General features: G+C 66.2%; 12 protein-coding genes and 1 tRNA gene. 8 read left to right on the plus strand and 5 right to left on the minus strand.

Translation table 11 applies throughout. The features are described 5' to 3' along the window. Positions 1-43: 43 nt before the first annotated feature. Positions 44-119 (plus strand) — tRNA-Lys (locus tag B5X78_RS12575). On the opposite strand, the gene B5X78_RS12580 is transcribed toward B5X78_RS12575, so the two are convergent. Beyond that, positions 107-2,347 carry a methyl-accepting chemotaxis protein gene (locus B5X78_RS12580; protein WP_139381552.1) on the minus strand — a complete coding sequence of 747 codons (2,241 nt, stop codon included), beginning with the start codon at positions 2,345-2,347 and terminating at the stop codon, positions 107-109. The genes B5X78_RS12575 and B5X78_RS12580 overlap by 13 nt on opposite strands. Before the next feature lie 301 nt (positions 2,348-2,648). Between B5X78_RS12580 and B5X78_RS12585 the strand changes: the two genes are divergently transcribed. The 7 genes from B5X78_RS12585 (at position 2,649) to B5X78_RS12615 (ending at position 9,486) form a co-directional block, all read left to right on the plus strand. After that, complete coding sequence (locus B5X78_RS12585; RefSeq protein ID WP_268234344.1) at positions 2,649-2,780, plus strand: MbcA/ParS/Xre antitoxin family protein; 132 nt, start codon at positions 2,649-2,651, stop codon at positions 2,778-2,780. Between the two features lie 156 nt (positions 2,781-2,936). Then, positions 2,937-3,938: a sensor histidine kinase gene (locus B5X78_RS12590; protein WP_079726170.1), complete on the plus strand. Its 1,002-nt coding sequence runs from the start codon at positions 2,937-2,939 to the stop codon at positions 3,936-3,938. Between the two features lie 8 nt (positions 3,939-3,946). Then, positions 3,947-4,297: a response regulator gene (locus tag B5X78_RS12595; RefSeq protein ID WP_079724877.1), complete on the plus strand. Its 351-nt coding sequence runs from the start codon at positions 3,947-3,949 to the stop codon at positions 4,295-4,297. An 83-nt stretch (positions 4,298-4,380) separates the two neighbouring features. Further along, entirely contained in the window at positions 4,381-6,684 is a 2,304-nt protein-coding gene (locus B5X78_RS12600; protein ID WP_079724878.1) for an FdhF/YdeP family oxidoreductase, read from the plus strand. Beyond that, on the plus strand, positions 6,674-7,495 hold the full coding sequence (fdhD, locus tag B5X78_RS12605) for a formate dehydrogenase accessory sulfurtransferase FdhD (protein WP_079724879.1): 822 nt from the start codon (positions 6,674-6,676) through the stop codon (positions 7,493-7,495). The genes B5X78_RS12600 and fdhD overlap by 11 nt, the downstream gene beginning before the upstream one ends. Before the next feature lie 77 nt (positions 7,496-7,572). Further along, positions 7,573-8,412 (plus strand): N-acyl homoserine lactonase family protein, encoded by an 840-nt coding sequence (locus B5X78_RS12610; protein WP_079724880.1) that lies wholly within the window; start codon positions 7,573-7,575, stop codon positions 8,410-8,412. Between the two features lie 105 nt (positions 8,413-8,517). After that, entirely contained in the window at positions 8,518-9,486 is a 969-nt protein-coding gene (locus B5X78_RS12615) for an HPP family protein (RefSeq protein ID WP_079724881.1), read from the plus strand. A gap of 43 nt (positions 9,487-9,529) precedes the next feature. Here B5X78_RS12615 and B5X78_RS12620 read toward each other — a convergent pair whose 3' ends face one another. The 4 genes from B5X78_RS12620 to recQ all read right to left on the minus strand — a co-directional run bounded on the left by B5X78_RS12620 (position 9,530) and on the right by recQ (position 13,631). Next, a complete protein-coding gene (locus B5X78_RS12620; RefSeq protein WP_079724882.1) occupies positions 9,530-10,033 on the minus strand; it encodes a hypothetical protein in 504 nt (167 codons plus the stop codon). Between the two features lie 108 nt (positions 10,034-10,141). Further along, positions 10,142-11,182: an MDR family NADP-dependent oxidoreductase gene (locus B5X78_RS12625; RefSeq protein ID WP_079724883.1), complete on the minus strand. Its 1,041-nt coding sequence runs from the start codon at positions 11,180-11,182 to the stop codon at positions 10,142-10,144. Positions 11,183-11,257: 75 nt separating this feature from the next. Beyond that, complete coding sequence (locus B5X78_RS12630; protein ID WP_079724884.1) at positions 11,258-11,491, minus strand: hypothetical protein; 234 nt, start codon at positions 11,489-11,491, stop codon at positions 11,258-11,260. A 346-nt stretch (positions 11,492-11,837) separates the two neighbouring features. After that, positions 11,838-13,631, minus strand: coding sequence for a DNA helicase RecQ (gene recQ, locus B5X78_RS12635; protein ID WP_079724885.1), 1,794 nt, complete (start codon positions 13,629-13,631; stop codon positions 11,838-11,840). Between the last annotated feature and the right edge of the window lie 49 nt (positions 13,632-13,680).

A 13,680-nucleotide genomic window follows, 5' to 3' on the forward strand; every position in this document is an offset into this window, starting at 1 on the left:
CGCCTGGGGTAGAATTCGCACCCCGGCGCAATGCCGGGCCTGTGGGCCGTTAGCTCAGTCGGTAGAGCAGAAGACTTTTAATCTTTTGGTCGAAGGTTCGAATCCTTCACGGCCCACCATTTTCCGCGACCCGAAACGCATCCACTTCGCGCACCAGCTGCGTGGCCTGCTGCGCCAAGCCATGCGCGGAGGCGGACGCCTCCTCCACCAGTGCCGCGTTCTGCTGCGTGCCTTCGTCCATCTGTTCGATGGCGCGGTTGATCTGTTCGATGTCCTCGTACTGCGCCGCGGTGGAGCGGGCGATGCCGGACATCAGCCGTGAGACTTCGGCGTTGCGCTCGACGATCTGCCGCATCATGTGACCGGCCTGCTCCACGCGCTGCTGGCCTTCGGTGGCCTGTTGCGTCGATTGGCCGACCAGTGCATTGACCTCGCGCGCCGCCGCGGCGCAGCGCAGGGCGAGCGCGCGCACTTCCGCGGCGACCACGGCGAAGCCCTTGCCTTCCTCGCCTGCACGCGCGGCCTCCACCGCCGCATTCAAAGCCAGGATGTTGGTCTGGAAAGCGATGCCGTCGATGACCGAGACAATCTCGCCCACTCTTCGTGAGGAAGCATGGATGTCCATCATGGTCTCGATGACCTGCGCCACCAGTACATTGCCCTGCTGCGCGTCGGTGGATGCATCGGTGGCAATGCCATTGGCCAGTTCGGCGCTTTCCAAGCATTGACGCACCATCTGCGTGAGCTGTTCCATGGAACTGGCCGTCTGCTCGATCGAGGCAGCTTGCTGTTCCGTGCGGACCGCCAGGTCGGCATTGCCAAGATCGATTTCGTGAGCTGCCGTCTGGATGTCGCGGCTGACGTCGCGAATCGTGCCGACCATCCGGGTGAGCTGGACCAGGGTGGCATTGGTACTGTCTTTCATCTCCTGGAACAGGCCTTCCATGGGCATGTTGATGCGCGGACGCAGGTCTCCCTGCGCAAGCGCTGCCAGCACCGAGAGCGTCGCGCGCAAACTCACTTCGGTGCGGGCGAGCAGATCGTTGACGCCCTGGCCGAGCAGTTCCAGATAGCCGTCCTGGCCGTCGAGCCGGATGCGCTGGCTGAAGTCGCCGCGTACCGCGCCGCCGACCACCCGATTGAGGCTGCCCGCGAGCGAGTCCATCGCCACGGTCAGATCCCGCCATTCGCTGACAGTGCCTACGCGTCGGCTGCGCTCGTCAAAAACCGGGGTCAGAGTCAATTCGAAGCGATGCCCGCCCAAGGTCATCATCGTGTGCAGGGGAGTGCTCAATGAAGCCAGCAACTTCCGTTGCTGCGGCGGATCGACATGCAGTTGATCCAGACCACGGCCCAGCACCGCATCGACATCGAAGTCGGGCAGGTCGGCGCGTAGATCCGCTTCGGCGGCGCGCAACATGGCGTGCATGGCGGGATTCAGATAGATCACATCGCTGCTTTCGTTGGCGATCACCATGTTGACGCCGGCCATGTCCAGCGCGCGGGTGATGCGCGCTGCCTCGGTGTTGCGCCGCTCGGCGTCCTGCATTTCGAAACCCAGGCGCACCTGGGTGGACTTCAGGCCCAGCAGGATCGCGCCGATTTCGTCGTCGCGATCGATGGGAATCACCCCGTCGTACAGGCCGCTGGCCAGGCGCCGGAAATGCGCGTTGGCCTGCTCCAGGCGATCGACCACGTCGTGTGCCAGCCACCACGCGCAGTACGCGGCGATCACCGTGCAGGCGGCGATCGTGAGCAGGGCCAGTCCGCGCGGCGCATCCAGGTATTGGATCGCCATCAGCGCCAGGCCGTATACGCCCATGGCGCCGGCCGACATCAGCAAGCGAGTGCGCAATGACAGCTTCCACAGCGGATTCCAGCGGATGTACCACGGCACGGGATCGTGCAGGCTGCCTTGGCGCAGCACCTGGGTGCAGGTGCCGGCGCGGATGCGCGCATACGCCTGTTCGGCCGCGGCGACCTGCGCGCGGTCCGGCTTCCTGCGCACGGACATGTAGCCCACGTGCGTGCCGTTTTCATACACCGGTGCGGCGTCGGCCCGGACCCAGTAGTAGTCGCCGTTCTTGCAGCGGTTCTTGACCATGCCGACCCAGGGCCGCCCGGCCTGCAGCGTCGCCCACAAGTCGGCGAAGGCCGCCGGGGGCATGTCGGGGTGGCGCACGATGTTGTGTGCGTTGCCCAGCAGTTCGGCTTCGCTGAAGCCGCTGATCCGCAGGAAGGCGGCGTTGGCGTAGACGATGCGCCCCTTCAGATCGGTCTTGGACACGATCAGGTCATCGTCGGCGAGCAGCACTTCCACGTCGGTAACCGGCAGGTTCTGGCGCATGCTTGATTCTTGTTGGGTGGGCGGCGTCATCGGCTCGCCCTCCCCATGAGGCGTCGCCGGTCCGCGTGGCCATGGTGCGGAAAGTGTGATCGGGGTCGCCTTGATCCTGATCAATTGAACCAGGCGGCCGCTGTCGTCGTGGCGCGACGTCGATCCACTGCGGGCGATCCTGCGCACCGGTCGACACGGCGCCGGGGCGTCGGAAAATTCCGCCCTGAGCTGTCAGAAAACCTGGCTTTCCCTGTGGGAAAACACCGATTGCGCGGGGCTTGAGAGTGCCGCTACTGACGTCTTCGCATGGCTGGGTCGATGGATGCGGCGCCCGCAGCGCGCGCTGGCCGGCTTGTCGCCGGCCGAGATGATCGACACGCCCACCGGACGCGAGTCGGCCCTGCGGGTTCTGGGCGCGATCCAGTCGGGCGTCTATCTGTGAAGCTGGCCCGTATCGGATCCGCTGGCCCGGACTGGGCGCCGGACGACGTGTCGGGCACCGACTGAGCGTCGCGCCGGAATCCTGACCTTCACGGTTTTTGAACATGCAGGCGCTAGATTCGCTTTCACTTCGAAGGGGTGCGCAATGGATCACGTGATGCCGCTTGCTGACGTCTCAGCGACAGCGGCCAAGTTCCGGCTCTACGAGGCGATTCTGCAGGCCACACCGGATCTGATGTACGTCTTCGATCTGCAGCACCGCTTCATCTACGCCAATGGCGCGCTGTTGGACATGTGGGGCATGACCGCCGAGCAGGCGCTGGGCAAGACCTGCCTGGAACTGGGATACGAGCCCTGGCATGCGGCCATGCATGATGCGGAGATCGATCAGGTCATCGCCACCGGCCAGCCGGTACGCGGCGATGTGCCGTTCCCGCACACGAGCATGGGCGTGCGCATCTACGACTACATCTTCACTCCGGTATTCGGACCGGACGGCAAGGTCGAAGCCGTTGCCGGCAGCACCCGCGATGTCACCGACCGCAAACACCATGAGCAGCACATGCGCTTGCTGGTCAACGAACTCAATCACCGGGTCAAGAACACGCTGGCGCTGGTGCAATCGATGACCGCGCAGACCCTGCGCGGCAGCGTCGATGCGCAGGACGCGCAGGATCGCATCGAGGCGCGCTTGATGGCCTTGTCCGATGCGCACGACATCCTGACCCGGCAGAACTGGAAAGGCGCCAGCATCGAGGACATCGTGCGTGCCGCGGTGGCGCCCTACCAGCAGGACGACGTCGTCCGGTTCGGCGTGAGCGGACCCGGCGTGGTGCTCGATCCGCGCCGCGCGCTCGCGCTGGCCATGGCCCTGCATGAGTTGTGCACCAACGCGGTGAAGTACGGCGCCCTGTCGGTGGCCGACGGACGCGTCGCGTTCCAGTGGACCTGTGAGCCGGCCGAACAAGGCACCACGCTGACCCTGACCTGGGAGGAGCGCGGTGGACCGCCGGTGCAGGCGCCGAGCCGGCGCGGCTTTGGTTCGCGGCTGGTCGAGCGCGGACTCAAGCACGACCTGGGCGGCGAATCGCAGCTGTTTTTTGAACCGGGTGGCGTGTGTTGCCGCATCGTGATGCCGTTGCCGCTGGAACTTGCCTGAGGACTGTCATGGAAAATCGTGTTCTGGTGATCGAGGATGAGTCGCTGATCGCCATGCTGCTGGAAGATCTGTTGCCGGAGATGGGTTACACCGTCGAGGCGTTGGCGGCGACCGTCAGCGAGGCTTTGGCGCTGCTGGAGCAACGCCCCGTGGATCTCGCGGTGGTGGACGTCAACCTGGGTGGGGAATCCTCGTTCCCGGTGGCCGATGTGCTGCAGCAACGCGGCATCCCGTTCCTGTTCACCACCGGCTATGGGCAGATGGGCCTGCCCGCGCCCTACAGCACCTTGCCGGTCCTGCAGAAGCCCTTCCGCAAGAAAGATCTGCAAGCCGCACTGCAGGCCCTGCAGGAGCGCTGACGCGCGCGCCGACAGCGCGGCAACGCCGCTTCGAGTATCCTGCGCGCTCGGCCACCCCGCCCTGTACGTGGCAGGACATTCCGATGACTGAGCGCAAGGTTCCAGGCGTGTCCGATTACCAGGCGGCCGCGGGAGGCTGGGGCGCATTGGCGGCGGTGGCGCGGGTCATCAAGGGACAAATGGCAGTGGGGCGGGAGACGGCCGCGCTGCGCCGGGTCAACCAACCTACCGGCTTCGATTGCCCCGGCTGTGCCTGGCCCGATCCCAAGCACACCTCGTCCTTCGAATTCTGCGAGAACGGCGCCAAGGCCGTGTCGTGGGAAGCCACCGGCAAGCGCGCCACGCCTGAGCTGTTTGCCCGGTACAGCGTGGCCGAACTGTGGGAGTGGAGCGACCATGCGCTGGAAGATGCCGGCCGGCTCACCCATCCACTGATCTATGACGCCGACAGCGATCACTACCGCGCCATCGAGTGGGACGAGGCGTTCTCCCACATTGGCCAGGCGCTGCGTGCGTTGCCGGACCCGGACATGGCCGAGTTCTACACGTCCGGCCGCACCTCCAACGAAGCCGCCTTCCTGTATCAGTTGATGGTGCGCGAGTACGGCACCAACAATTTCCCCGACTGCTCCAATCTTTGCCACGAAGCCACCAGCGTCGGCCTGCCGGATTCGATTGGCGTCGGCAAGGGCACGGTGACGCTGGAAGACTTCGAGCATTGCGATGCCGTCTTCAGCTTTGGCCACAACCCCGGCACCAATCATCCGCGCATGCTTGGCACGCTGCGCGAGGTGGCGCGACGCGGTGTGCCGATCGTGGCAGTCAATCCGCTGCGCGAGCGCGGCCTGGAACGTTTCACTTCGCCGCAGGACGTGTCGGAGATGCTGGCCAACCGCGCCACGCCGATTGCGCAGACCTACTACCAGGTGCGCATTGGCGGCGACGTCGCGTTGCTGAAAGGCATGATGAAGTGCCTGCTTGACGCCGACGCCGCCGATCTCGCGCGAGGTGGGGCTGGCGTGCTGGATCACGCTTTCATTGCCGAACACACCGAAGGCCTGGAAGCCCTGCGCGAAGACCTGGCACGCACACGCTGGGAGGATGTGCTGGCCAAAACCGGCTTGTCGCGCGCGGACATCGAAGCCGCCGCGCGCGTCTACGCCAATGCCGAACGCGTCATCATCTGCTACGGCATGGGCATGACCCAGCATCGCTTCGGCACCCACAACGTGCAGCAGATGGCCAACCTGTTGCTGCTGCGCGGCAACATCGGCAAGCCCGGCGCTGGCATCGCACCGATTCGCGGGCACTCCAACGTGCAGGGCGATCGCACTGTCGGCATCACCGAAAAGCCAAGCCAGGCGTTGGCCGACGGGATCAAACGCACCTACGGCATCGAGTTTCCGCTGACCCACGGCCATGATGCGGTGGAATCCATCCGCGCCATCCGTGACGGACGCTCCAAGGCGCTGATCTGCCTGGGCGGCAATCTGGCCGTGGCCATGTCCGATCCCGAGACCACGTTGCCGGCGATGCGCAAGCTGGACCTGGCGGTGCATATCGCCACCAAGTTGAACCGCTCGCACCTGATTCCCGCGCGGCAGACCTTGCTGTTGCCATGCCTGGGCCGAACCGAACGCGATGAGCAGGCCAGCGGCCTGCAGTCGGTGACGGTGGAAGATTCGATGTCGATGGTGCATGCCTCGCAGGGCGGACTGACGCCGGCCTCGGAACACCTGCGCTCGGAGCCGGCGATCGTCGCCGGCATCGCCAAGGCCACTCTGCCGCACAGCAAGGTGGACTGGGATGGCCTGGTGAGTGACTACGATCGCATCCGCGACGACATCGAAAGCGTGTTTCCGATCTTCCACGACTTCAACCGGCGCGTACGCGAGCCGGGTGGTTTCCGCCTGTACGTGGGTGCTTCCGTGCGCGATTGGGGCGGGCCGGGACGCAAGGCGCGGTTCCTGCTGGCGCCGGGGCTGGATGAGGATCCGCAGGGACAGGAGCCGGATCTGCTCACGCTCACCACCGTGCGTGCGCACGATCAGTACAACACCACCATCTACGGCTTCGACGATCGCTACCGAGGCATCAGCGGCCGTCGCGACGTGGTGTTCCTCAATGCCGAGGACATGCAGGCGCGCGGCATCGCCCATGGCGACGCCATCGAGGTGGAGTCGCGCGTGCCGGGCGCGGGTGGCACGCACTCGCGCCGCATCAGCGGCTACATCGCCGTGCAGTACCACCTGCCGCGCGGCTCGGCCGCGATGTATTTCCCCGAAGGCAATCGGCTGGTGCCGCTGGACAGCCACGATCCCAACTCGGGTACACCGGCATACAAGTCGATTCCCGTGCTGATCACGCGCCTGCCCGATGCCTCCTGAACCGCCACGTCGCACTGCGGGATTGGCGGAGCGCGCGGTCATCCAGGTCGAGTCGGGCGCCAGCACGCCGGCGCAGGACTGCCTGGCCGAGGAAGTGCCCGTCGCTATCCACTACAACGGCGAACCGCACGCGGTGATGATGGCCACGCCCGGTGAGCTGGAGGATTTCGCCTACGGTTTTTCGTTGAGTGAGCACGGCATGGGCGTGGACGAGATCGCGCAGGTACTGCGCGAGGACCTGCTCGAAGGCATCCGCCTGGATATCCGCACGCACGGGGCCTTGCCGGCTGCCTTGCAGAACGAGTTGCAGCGCAGCCTGCCGGGTCGCAGTGGCTGCGGCATCTGCGGTCACCGGTTGCTGGAGGACATCATCCAACAGCCGCCGCCCGTGGGCGTTGGCCTGCGCATCGACGCACAGGCGCTGGCGCGAGCGCTGGACGAGCTGCAGGGTCGCCAGCCCTTGAACGCCGCCAGCGGCGCCCTGCACGCGGCAGCGTGGGCATTGCCGAATGGCCAGTTGCTGGCCGTGCGCGAAGACGTGGGCCGGCACAACGCCCTCGACAAGCTGATCGGCGCGTTGACGCGCGCGCAGGTTGATCGCCGCGAGGGGTTTGCCGTGGTCACCAGCCGCGCCAGCTACGAGATGGTCAGCAAGGCGGCCATTGCCGGCATGCCGATGCTGCTGGCCATCTCGGCGCCGACCGCACTGGCGGTGGATCTGGCCAACAGTTGTGGGCTGACCCTGGCCGGCTTCGTGCGACCCGGGCGGCACGTCATCTACAGCCATGCCTGGCGCTTGCAAGCGGCCTGATGAGTGCAAGTAGCCCGCGTACCGAGGCCCCATGCAACGCCAGGGAAGAAATCGTGCATCCACCCGGAGGACATGTCATGAAGTTTCGTTCGCTGACGCTGATCGCCACTTTGCTGTTGTCCACGCCGCTCGGCGCTGCGGAGAACAGTGCGCCGCTGCCCTTGCAGCTATGGCGCCTGGACTGCGGTCAGCTCTGGGTGGCCAACCTGGACGACATGTCCGACACCCACGCACATGTGGGCAAGAACCTGCGCGTGACCAGCAGCTGCTATCTGCTGCGCCACGGCGATAATTACCTGCTGTGGGACGCCGGCTTGCCGCACAGTGAACTGGGCAAGCCGTTGACCCAGGGCAAGGAGGATTCGCAGACTCTGGCCATCACCCTCGTGCAGCAGTTGGCGCAGATTGGCGTGCGGCCCGCGCAGATCGGCAAGCTGGGCATCAGCCACTACCACTTCGATCACATCGGCCAGGCCGAGGACTTTCCGCAGGCCACCCTGCTGATGGGGCGTGGCGATTTCGAGCTGCTGGGCGAGCCCGAACACGCCTGGCGCGCCAAGCATCTGGGCGCGTGGATGAAGCCCGGCGCCCGCACCCAGCTGGTGGCCGGCGATCTGGACGTCTTCGGCGATGGCAGCGTCACGATGCTCGCGCTACCCGGTCACACCCCGGGCCACCATGGCCTGCTGGTGAAGCTGCCCAGGCTGGGCCCGGTGCTGCTGTCCGGCGACGTGGCGCATTTCCGCGAGAACCTCGACAGCTCCGGCGTGCCTTCATACAACACGGATCGCGCGCAGTCGCTGGCGTCGATGGATCGCTATCGCGAGCTGGGCCGCAACCTCAAGGCCACCGTGATCATCCAGCACGACGAACGCGACATCGCCAAGCTGCCGGCTTTCCCGCAGGCCGCCGAGTAGCGTGCGTGGGTTCCCGCATCCGCCGTCGCGGTCGCCTGCCGGCTTGTTGAGCCCGTCCACGCCTGCCTAAGATGGCGTCCGCGCCGCCGCCGCCCCTGGAACCCCATGTTGTTGAATCCGGTCCTGCAGGAACTCCGCCTCTGGTTGGGCATAGAACGCAATGCCACCCGCCATGGCGAGAAATGGATCTCGGCGCTGGGCGCCTTGCTTGGCATAGTCTCGGTGTACTGGATCACCCATTGGGCGTTTCCCGACGGCTTCATGGGCACCCCGGGCGGCAGCCTGATGCTGGCCTCGATGGGGGCGTCGGCCGTGCTGCTGTTCGCGGTGCCGCAGGGCGCGCTGTCGCAGCCGTGGGCGGTCCTGGGCGGGCATCTGATCTCGGCTGCGATTGGCGTAAGCGTGCAGCGCTGGTTTCCCGGGCATACCTGGACCGCCGCGCTGGCCGTGGGGCTGGCAGTGGGGGCGATGCACTATCTGCGCTGCATCCATCCGCCCGGTGGCGCGACCTCGCTGGCGGCGGTGATCGGCGGCGCTGACATCCATGCGCTGGGCTACCAGTACTTGCTTTCGCCGGTGCTGATCAACGTGCTGGCGATCCTGCTGATGGCGCTGGCCTTCAATGCGTTTTTTCCCTGGCGTCGCTATCCGGTGCATCTGCACCGCAGGCATTTGGCTTCGCGCATGACCCAGCCCGCCGAGCGTCAGTTCGAACTGACCCAGGAAGACTTTGCCGCGGCAATGGAGCAACTCAACTCCTACGTCGACATCAACAGCGAGAGCCTGACCGAGTTGCTCGAACTGGCCAAACAGCACGCCGAACAGAACATCACCCACCCGCAGCAGATCCTGCCCGGCCACTGCTACAGCAATGGCAAGCTCGGCAAGTTGTGGAGCGTGCGGCGCGTGCAGGCGCAGGGCGATGCCGCGTTGGGGCTGGGACAGAGCGTGGACTACGCCGTGGTCGCCGGCGCGCAGGCCGGGCAGTCAGGCAGCTGCAGCGTGGAAGAGTTCCGCGCCTGGGCGCGCTTTGGCGTGCGTCTGCAGGACACCGGGCGCTGGGTGAAGCAGTAGTGCGAACGGGCAGTGGGGCGAGCCTGCCCCGGGCCAGCGCGACTCAGCGGATGCGTGCGCCGCCGAAGCCCTGCGCAGGTGGCGGGCCCACATCGCCCGGCGCACGCCGGTTGTTGTAGTAACCACGGCCATAGCCTGGACCCCAGCCCGGACCGTCGTACTGGCTGACCCCGATGTTGAGGTTGAAAGCGCCGGTGTTGCCTTCATCGGTGGTGTAGGTCTTGCAGAGATTGACGTTGGCGGCATTCCAATGACTGTTGCCACGGCCCTTGGTGTAGCCGATGCCGGTGGCCACGCTGCCGTGGACTGCGGCCTTGCCATCGTCCTCATCCAGCGGCGTGCCGCAGGCATTGCGCGCCACCACCGTGTTGGCCTGGCTGACGGGTACGCCGCTGGTATCGCCGTAGAAGGTGCCGGGCGGATCCTGCGAGTAGACGGAGCCCTGCGGCAGCTTGAGGTCCAGCGCCTCCTGCGCACGCACCGTGCCCGGCACCAGCGCAGAGGCGATCAGGCAGGGCAGCAGCAGGGAGGGCAGCGATGCTTTCATGGCGGCAACCGTAGCAGAACGTGACTCACGTTATGCCTTGTCGCTTGAACGCGGGCTGGCTCGCGCCGCGCAGGGCAGGGAACTCGCGGCGCCCTGGCCGCCGCGCGGTCAATCCAGCGCCACCAACAGCTTGCCGAAATTTTCGCCACGCAGCAGGCGGGTCAGCGCCGCCGGCGCCTGCTCCAGTCCGTGCATGATGTCCTCGCGATACTGCATCCGACCTTCGCGCAGCCAACCGCCCATGTCGGCGACAAAGCGCGGATCCACCAGCTGTTGTGGATGCACGCGCAGGACATCGCGCTCGGTGAAGCCGCGCACGCTCAGGCGCTTGAGGAAGATCTGTTCCAGCAACGCCGGCAGATGATCGGACCGACCCAGGCCGGGGGCGACTTCGCCGTCGGAAGGCAGCGCACAGATCGCCACGCGGCCGAGGTCGTTCATCAGTGGCAAGACCACGCGATGGACGGCGCGCTGGCCGTTCTCCAGAAACCCGTCCACGCCTTGCGGGCAGGCGTTCGCCAACTCGGCGGCGAAATCCGCCGACAGCCGATCGACCACCGCATCCATGCCCAAGGCCTGGCACCAGGCGACCTTGTTGGCGCCCGAGGTGATGCCCACCACGCGGGCACCGTGCTGCCTGGCCATCTGGGCGGCCGCCGCGCCGGTGGGACCGGCGGCCGAGGGAACCACTACGGTTTCGCCCGCCCGCGGACGGACGATTTCATTGATGGCGCAGTAGGCGATGTAGCCATACAGCCCATACACGCCCAGGCCGGTACTGACCGGTGCGACCTTGGGGTGCAGCTTGCGTTTCAGATCGCGGCCGGCCACCACGGCATGGCTCTGCCAGCCCACGTGGGCCAGCACGCAATCTCCCGGTTTGAATGCCTGCGCCCGCGATTCCAGCACTTCGCAGATGGCGCCGCTGCCCAGCACATCGCCCGGCGCGATGGAGGCGCCATCCGGACGGTCGGCCTCCATCACCCCGCGTGCGCAGATATCGATGGACAGATAGCGGGTCTTGAGCAGCACGTCGCCGTTGCCCAGTGCGGGCAGTGGCGAGGAGCGCACATCAAAATTGGCGGCGACGGGTTCGCCAGTGGGCCGCGAGGCCAGGACGATCTGATGGGTACGCAAGGAGGCGAGCATGGTGATGTCGGGGGAGCGGGGGACGTCGTTGTACTTACGGCAAGCGCGGTCGCGACCAGCCAGCGGCTGCGCCGGTTACGGGCGCAGGTAGTGGCCCAGGGCCTGCAGAGGCAGACACAGCGCATCCGGACCCAGCCCGTGGCCATGACCGTCGGGGTGGTAGCAGGCGAGCATCTGGATGACTTCGCGCACGCGCCGATCATGGCCATGGCGGGCTTCCAGCAGATCGGCCAGGCGCAGCGCCGTGGACAGGCGCGTGTCCTGACCCGCCACCATCAATTCAATCAACCGCAGGATGTCCTGGCTCAACCCACTCCCTCGCAGCAGGGCCGGTGGTCGCATCAACCCGGCACACGATCGCCGTTGCATCGGCGGCTGACCAATGCGGGTTGTCAGGGGCTCCCTTGCAGGCAGCCAATAGCCACCCTGACTTCCGGGCTATGCCGGGGCGGCCCAGAGGTACCAGGTCATAGTGACTTTCAGGCGTGGCAGGTCTGGCTGGGCGCGTGAAAGGATGCCGTCATGCCACCGGATGCAACTTTTTTGCCTCCACGCGCATCTCTATAAAAAAGAAAACAGCAACTCTCTCTCTCTCGGCTGCCGATATCCCCCGGCAGCCTTTTTTTATGGGTTCGCGTGAGGGCGCTTGGCCGGCCTAGCCGGCGGCGCGGATGGCGTCGAGCAGCTGTTCGCCGTAGCGGGCCAGCTTGGTGCCGCCGATGCCGCCGACCCGCGCCAATTGGTCCAGCGTGCCGGGGCGATGCTCGGCAATGTTGCGCAGGGTGCTGTCGTGGAAGATCACGTACGCCGGCACGTTCTGCTCCTTGGCCAGTTGGGCGCGCAGTTGGCGCAGCGCGCCGAACAGCGGCAGATCGGTTTCGGTCACCACCACGCCACTGCGCGGAGCGCGTTCACGCTCGCGGCTGGGCGTATCCCGGCGCAACAGCAGCCGGCGTTCACCGCGCAACGCGACGCGGCTGGCGTCGGTCAGGCGCAGGCTGCCGAAGCCTTCGGCATCCACTTCCAGCAGGCCCGAGGCCACCAGTTGGCGGAAGATGCTGCGCCAGGTGGCGGTGTCCACGTCCTTGCCGATGCCATAGGTGGTCAACTGGTCGTGGCCGCACTGGCGCACTTTCTCGCTGTCGCTGCCGCGCAGCACGTCGATCAGATGATTGACGCCATAGCGCTGGCCGCTGCGATACACGCAACTCAACGCCTTCTGCGCCGCGACCGTGGCATCCCAGGTGGCGGCAGGGTGCAGGCAGTTGTCGCAGTTGCCACACTCGCTGGGGTAGGTTTCGCCAAAGCCGGCCAGCAGCACCTGCCGCCGGCACTGCAGCGATTCGCAATAACCCAGCAACTGATCCAGCTTGCGCCGCTCCAGCCGCTTGCGCTCTTCGCCGGACTCGGATTGCTCGATCATCTGCTTGAGCAGGACCACATCGCCCAGGCCATAACTGAGCCAGGCATCGGCGGCCTCGCCATCGCGGCCGGCGCGGCCGGTTTCCTGGTAGTAGCCTTCCAGCGACTTTGGCAGATCCACATGCGCGACGAAACGTACATCGGGTTTGTCGATGCCCATGCCGAAGGCGATGGTGGCCACCATCACGATGCCTTCCTCGCGCAGGAAGCGGCGCTGGTTGTGCGCGCGCACGTCGGCATCCAGGCCGGCGTGATAGGGCAGGGCATTGAAGCCCTGCTCGACCAGATAGTCGGCAAACTGCTCCACCCGCTTGCGTGACAGGCAGTAGACGATGCCCGCTTCGCCGCGATGCTGCTGCAGGAAATCGCGCAGCTGGCGCTTGGCGTTGTCCTTCTGCACCACCGTGTAGCGGATGTTGGGCCGGTCAAATGAGCTGACGAAGCGCTGCGCCTCGTTCAGGCCCAGCCGCTCGGCGATCTCGCGTTGCGTGGGCGGGTCCGCGGTGGCGGTGAGCGCGATGCGCGGCACGTCGGGCCAGCGCTCGTGCAGGATGGTCAGCTCCAGGTATTCGCGGCGGAAGTCGTGGCCCCAGGCAGACACGCAGTGGGCCTCGTCGATGGCGAACAGGCCGATGCGACTGCGGTCGAGCAGGGACAGGAAGCGACTCGTCAGCAGGCGTTCGGGAGCGACGTAGAGCAGGTCCAGTTCGCCGCGCAGCAGGGCCTGTTCAATGCGCGCGGCGGTTTCGCCATCCAGGGTGGAATTGAGGTACTCGGCGCGCACCCCGAGCTGGCGCAGCGCCTCGACCTGATCCTGCATCAGCGCGATCAGCGGCGAGACGATGATGCCGACGCCGTCGCGCAGCAGTGCAGGAACCTGGTAACAAAGCGATTTGCCGCCACCGGTGGGCATCAGCACGAGGGCGTCGTTGCCGGCGACGAGGTGTTCGACGATGGCTTGCTGGTGGCCGCGGAACTGGCTGTAGCCGAAGACCCGTTTCAGCAGGTCGGTGGGACGTTCTGACATGCGGGATAGGGTAGCAGGCGGGGGCAAAAAAAACGCCCGGACGGGCCGG

It is taken from the genome of Pseudoxanthomonas indica, from assembly GCF_900167565.1.
Lineage (GTDB): Bacteria > Pseudomonadota > Gammaproteobacteria > Xanthomonadales > Xanthomonadaceae > Pseudoxanthomonas_A > Pseudoxanthomonas_A indica.